The 5,448-nt window shown below is 73.4% G+C and carries 5 protein-coding genes; 4 read left to right on the top strand and 1 reads right to left on the bottom strand.

Annotated elements, in window-relative coordinates:
* Positions 1–104: 104 nt before the first annotated feature.
* Complete coding sequence (locus ACIQOV_RS25675; protein ID WP_401052251.1) at positions 105–1,550, bottom strand: alpha/beta fold hydrolase; 1,446 nt, start codon at positions 1,548–1,550, stop codon at positions 105–107.
* Between the two features lie 380 nt (positions 1,551–1,930).
* Here ACIQOV_RS25675 and ACIQOV_RS25670 point away from each other — a divergent pair, with 380 nt between their 5' ends.
* From ACIQOV_RS25670 to ACIQOV_RS25655, 4 genes are all read left to right on the top strand, one after another.
* The gene (locus ACIQOV_RS25670) at positions 1,931–3,049 is read left to right on the top strand and encodes a hypothetical protein (RefSeq protein WP_401052248.1); all 1,119 of its coding nucleotides are present in this window, start codon (positions 1,931–1,933) and stop codon (positions 3,047–3,049) included.
* 364 nt (positions 3,050–3,413) lie between these two features.
* Positions 3,414–3,974 carry a hypothetical protein gene (locus ACIQOV_RS25665; protein ID WP_401052246.1) on the top strand — a complete coding sequence of 187 codons (561 nt, stop codon included), beginning with the start codon at positions 3,414–3,416 and terminating at the stop codon, positions 3,972–3,974.
* A 484-nt stretch (positions 3,975–4,458) separates the two neighbouring features.
* Positions 4,459–5,280 (top strand): SDR family NAD(P)-dependent oxidoreductase, encoded by an 822-nt coding sequence (locus ACIQOV_RS25660; protein ID WP_401052245.1) that lies wholly within the window; start codon positions 4,459–4,461, stop codon positions 5,278–5,280.
* A gap of 36 nt (positions 5,281–5,316) precedes the next feature.
* On the top strand, positions 5,317–5,391 hold the full coding sequence (locus ACIQOV_RS25655) for a 50S ribosomal protein bL37 (RefSeq protein ID WP_401052252.1): 75 nt from the start codon (positions 5,317–5,319) through the stop codon (positions 5,389–5,391).
* The last annotated feature ends 57 nt before the right edge of the window (positions 5,392–5,448 follow it).

Genomic DNA, 5,448 nt, shown 5'->3' with positions numbered 1-5,448 from the left:
CCCAGCGACGGCCACGACGACATGGCCGTCCTCGCCATCCGCACCCCCGCCGAGGAGTGGACCGACCGGCGTCCGTAGCGTCGCCCCGGGGCCAACGCCTGCCACTACTTGAGCAGGAAGTCGTACACCGCCTGCCGTCCGGCCGGGTTCGCCGCCCGGTTCTGCACCGAGTGCGCCGCGCCCGGGACGATCACGATCCGCGGATGGTGCGCGAACTCGGCCTGCTGGAAGAGCAGTTCATAAGGCGTGGCCAGGTCCCGGTCGCCGCCGAGCAGCAGCACCGGCACGTCGGGCAGCTTGCGGTGCGCCGGCAGGATCGGCGGGACGGGCTCGCGCGGCCAGTCCAGGCAGACCAGGAGGCTGCCGAGCCCGGTCGCGGTCGCAGGGTCGAACGGCCAGGTCTGCTCGGTGGTCAGCCGCTGCCGGGTGCGCTCCAGCGCGGCCGGCCGGCCCTCGACGGGGGTGTCGGTGGTGCCCCACGGGAAGTGCGAGTCGGCGCACAGGGTGGCGGAGTGCAGCCCCTGGCTGAGATCCCCGGCCGGGGCGGCGTCGACCTCCCGGTGGACGAGTTCGAAGAAGTCCTGGAGCTTCGCGGGCTGCCCGGCGGCGGCCTCGTGCAGGATGTCCGGCACCCCGCCGTAGTCCGGGTCGATGAACTCGTAGCCGGTGAGCGCACTCAGGATCTGCGCTCCGTTGCCGTACCGCCGAACGGTGGTGGCGAGGTCGGCGGCCGGATCGGTGGTGCAGCCGGTGGCCCGGCAGGCGGCCCGCAGGACCCGGGCGCTCGCGGGCAGCGCGGCCAGGTCGAGGGGGTCGAAACCCTGTGGCGGCGCCACCGAGTCGAGCACCAGCCGCGCCACGTGCGCCGGGTGGGCGAGCGCGTACCGCTTCGCGACGATGGTGCCGTAGGAGACGCCGTCCAGGGTGAGGCGCCGGTCGCCGAGGGCACGGCGCAGCAGGTCGATGTCGGCGACGGTGTCGGCGGTGCTGTAGTGGCGGGCGTCGGTGCCGAGGGCGGTGGCGCAGTCGGCGACGGACCGCTTGCGCGGCAGGGCGAGGTCGGAGGAGCCCATGTCCTCCTGGAGGCCGGGGCATTGGAGCGCGTTCCGGCCGGTGCCGCGCTGGTCGTACATGACCAGGCGGTAGTCCTTGAGGACGGGCTCCAGCTTGCCCGCGATCTGCTTGATCGCCGGGACGCCGGGCTGGCCGGGGCCGCCGGTGAGGAACAGCAGGTCGCCCCTGGGGGCCTTGGTGTTGCCGGTGACGGCGACCGCGAGGTCGAGGCTGCCGGGGGTGGCGCCGCTGTGGTCGAGCGGGACGGTGAGGGTCCCGCAGGTGAACTCGGGCGCGCCCGGGCAGGGTGCCTGCCCGGTGATCCCGCCGCCGGCCAGGGCTTCGCCGTCGGCCGAGGCTTCGGCTAACGCTCCGGCTCCGGCCCCGGCCAAGGCTCCGGCTCCGGTGGAGGCGAGGGCGGGGGTCGCCAGGGTGGTGCCGGCGACCACCGCGAAGGCGCCCGCCAGGGCGGCGATGCGGCCGCGTGTGCTCGTCATGTGTCGTCCTTCCGCTCGCACCGCGTCCGTACGGACACGGTCACGGAAGCAGCCTGTGCCCGGGGCGCGTCGATGGCGAGCGTTCGGGCGGGATCCGAGTGGGAACGAACCGTCAGGCCCCGGACGGCCCCGGAAGGCGGAGCGGCGCCCGCGTACGGGTGCCGCTCCGTCTCGGGCAGGGCGATGGCGACGAGGTCCAGCGCCCCGCCGAGCATCGGCGCACTGTCGTCACTCAGTGTGATCAGCGTTTGGCGGACGTCGTGAGGCGGGGTGCGGCGGCTTGCGCCTAGCGTGGCGTTCCGGGGGCGATCCGAGTACTTCCGCGGGTCGGGCCGTCCGGGAACCGGAGGTCCGGTCCGCCCTCCAGAAGGCATGTGCACATGAAGCTTCGGGCATGTTCGAACGCGCTGGTGACCACCGCGCTGACCCTCGGTCTGGCCGCTGCCGCGTCCCCGGCCGGCGCGGCGGACCCGCCGCCGTTCCTGGACCGGCTGCACACCGTGTCCGCCGTCGCGTCCACCGTCCCCGAGAACGGCGACGTCAACCCGTACGGCACGTTCACCATCCAGGAGAGCGTCGGTGACCTGCACCGGGGCAACGTCCTGATCAGCAACTTCAACAACTCGGCCAACCTCCAGGGCACCGGCACCACCCTGGTCCAGGTCACCCCGGGCGGCAGCAGGACGACGTTCGCCACGATCGACCCGAACAACCTGCCCGGCCCCTGCCCCGGCGGGGTCGGCCTCACCACGGCGCTGACCGTCCTGCCCGGCGGCTGGGTCGTGGTCGGCAGCCTGCCCACCGCGGACGGCACGTCCGACACCGCCGAGGCCGGCTGCCTGCTGGTGCTCGACCGGCACGGAACCGTCCGGGAGACCATCGCGGGCGACGGCATCAACGGTCCGTGGGACATGACCGCCGTCAGCACCGGAAAGCGCAGCGAGCTGTTCGTCACCAACGTGCTCAACGGGACGGTCGCCGGCGGCGGCGCGGAGGTCGACCGGGGAACCGTCCTGCGGATCACCCTGTGCACCGAGGACGACCAGCCGCCGCAGCGGGTGGCCACCACCGAGATCGGCTCCGGGTTTCCCGAGCGGACGGACCCGGCGGCCCTGGTGGTCGGCCCGACCGGGGTCGGCCTCGGCCATGACGGCACGCTGTTCGTCGCCGACGCGGTGCTGAGCCGGATCACCGCGATCCCGCACGCGGTCGCCCGCACGGACAGCGCGGGCATCGGCCGGGTCGTCACCGAGGGCGGCGGCCTCAACGCCCCGCTGGGGCTGGCGATCGCACCCCGGGGTGACATTCTCACGGTCAACGGCGGGGACGGCAACATCGTCGAGACGACTTCCGAGGGGCGGCAGGTGGCGAGCAAGCAGATCAACAACGAGGGCACCCCGCCCGGCGCCGGTGCGCTCTTCGGTCTCGCGCTGGATCTCGACCAGGACGCCGTCTACTTCGTCAACGACGCGGACAACGCGCTCGACGTCCTTCACTGAGCGCGGGAACCAGGAGGAGCGGTGCACCGGCGGTGGTCGCGGCCGGTGCACCGCGGCCCGCCCACGGCGGGTGGATCGGGCGCCTCCCCGGATCGCGCGCCTCCTGGGAACCGGCGTCTCCGTCGGTATTGTGCGGTTCCGGAAAACCGCAGACGAATACCGGAGGGGACTGCTGTGTGTGATGAAGTAGAACGTCGTATCTTCTCAATGTTTGATTCGGATAACGATCAGATCGTTTCCCGGTCGGAATATCTCTCGCGGGTGGACCGGGTGGTTACGGCCCTGGCTCCCGTGCGCGGCGCCGAAGCCGTGGTCCAGGAAATTCGTTGATCGAACCCGAATTCAACAGGAGAAGATCCAGCTCATGAAACCCGTACTCGTCGGCGCCGCACTGACCGCCGTGGCACTCCTCGAAGCGGCCATTCCGGCCGGCGCCGCCTCCGCCGATCCCGAGGTCGACGCCACCTGCGTGCGCACCCTCCACGGCACCTTCGACACCCCCGTCGGCCCCGGCGGCGGCAACGCGCCCCAGGCCGACACCCTGCACATGACCGGCACCGTGAAGTGCGTCGACCCGGCAGGCCGGCCCGTCGCGGCCGGGACCGTCGACCACACCGTCACCCTGCCGCGCACCGAATGCACCGGCGACGAGCACGGCGACACCTCGGCCACCCGCGTCACCTGGGCGGACGGCGCCGTCTCCACGTTCGGGTTCGACCGCGTCGACGTCGTCAAGGCCTACGGGACCGCCTCGCTGGTCGCCGCGGGCAGGGTCACCTCCGACAGCGCGCGCTTCGCCGGTGACACGCTGAACGGCGCGGGCACCAGCATCAGCACCGGGTGCGGCACCATGGCCGGCGCCCGCACCGTCGACTCCACGACGGTGATCCGCTTGTCCCACCGGCCGGGGCCGGCAACCGGCTGACGCACCGGAAGCCGGGCCGGGGTCGTCGGCGCGAGGGACCGGCGTGCGCCCGTCGCCGGTCCGGGCGGGCGCGTCAACGATGCGTCAGTAGCGCGTCGGTGGGCGTCAGGGGTTCGTCAGGGAGGGTGAACGCGCTTGCCCCGGGCATGCGGGCGGGCTTTGATGGAGCACATGCACCGCTCGACACGCCACCACGACCGCCCGCCGCATAGTCGGCCGCGGATCGTCGCTGTCGCGGTCGCCACCGCCGTCCGGTAGGACCGAGCCGCTTCCCGCTCTCCGCCGGCCGCGGGGTACGGGGTCCGGTGTCCTCCACCGGCTCCGTGCCGATCACCGCCGCCCGTCCCCCGGCTCCGAGGGGCGGGGGACGGGCGGCCTCCTCTCATCGCACCACACCTTTCCCGCACCGGCGGCCCCGGGAGCGAGCGGCCCTGTGCCGCGCAACTCCCGCACCCCGCCGGTGCCTTCCACCCTTGGATGGGTCATGTCCGACACTGTGCTGTCCGCCCGCACCGCCCTCGTCACCGGTGCCTCCTCCGGGATCGGTTGGGAGACCGCCCGACTGCTCGCCGGGTACGGTGCGACCGTGCTCGTGCACGCCCGGACCGCCGCCGAGGCGGCGGAAGCCGTCGAGCGGCTGGTCGCCGCGGGCGCCCGGCGGGACCAACTCGTCGAGCTGGCAGCCGACTTCACCCACCTCGCGGAGGTCGCGGTGCTGGCCGGTACGGTCGTCAAGCACTATCCGGCGCTGGACCTGCTGGTGAACAACGCCGCCGCGATGGCGCCCGAGCGCTGCACCCTGACCGGCGACGGCAACGAGGTCTCGCTCCAGGTCAACTTCCTGGCCGCGCACCTGCTGGCGAGGCTGCTGCGCGCCCCGCTCGCGGCGGCCGGCGACGCCCGGATCGTCAACGTCTCCTCCTCGCTGCACCGCACCGCCTCGATGAACTGGTCGGACCCGCACCGGACGAAGAGGTACTCGCGGGTCGCCGCGTACGCGCAGTCGCAGTTGGCGCTCACCATGGCGACCGCCGGGATGGCCCCGGCCGGCTCCGGCATCACCGCCGTCAGTCTCGACCCGGGCCAGTGCGCCACCGCGCTGCTGCCGCTGTACGGGCGCACCGGCGCGCCGGCGGCGGAGGGAGCGGCGGCCGTGGTGCGGCTCTGCCTGCCGGGGACGGTCGTGGCCAACGGCGCCTACTTCGACGGCGAAGCCATCGCGCCCGTGGCGCAGGCCGCCCAGGAGGAGCGCTCGCTGAAGCGACTGGCCAGGCTCGCCGACCAGCTGGCCGGCCTGGCCGCCTGAACCGCCGGCACCCCACGGACCGGGAGGAGGAGCACGATGTCCAGGCGCGCCCGCAAGAAGAAGGCCCGGCGGAAGAAGAAGGCCAACCACGGCCGGAAGCCCGGGCGTTGACCCGATGGACCCACCCGGTGCCGCGTGACACCGGCACCGGGTGCGCCGCTTGAGGAC

Source organism: Kitasatospora sp. NPDC091257, from assembly GCF_044757675.1.
Classification (GTDB): Bacteria; Actinomycetota; Actinomycetes; order Streptomycetales; family Streptomycetaceae; genus Kitasatospora; species Kitasatospora lactacystinica.
This window is presented reverse-complemented; position numbering and strand designations above follow the sequence as displayed.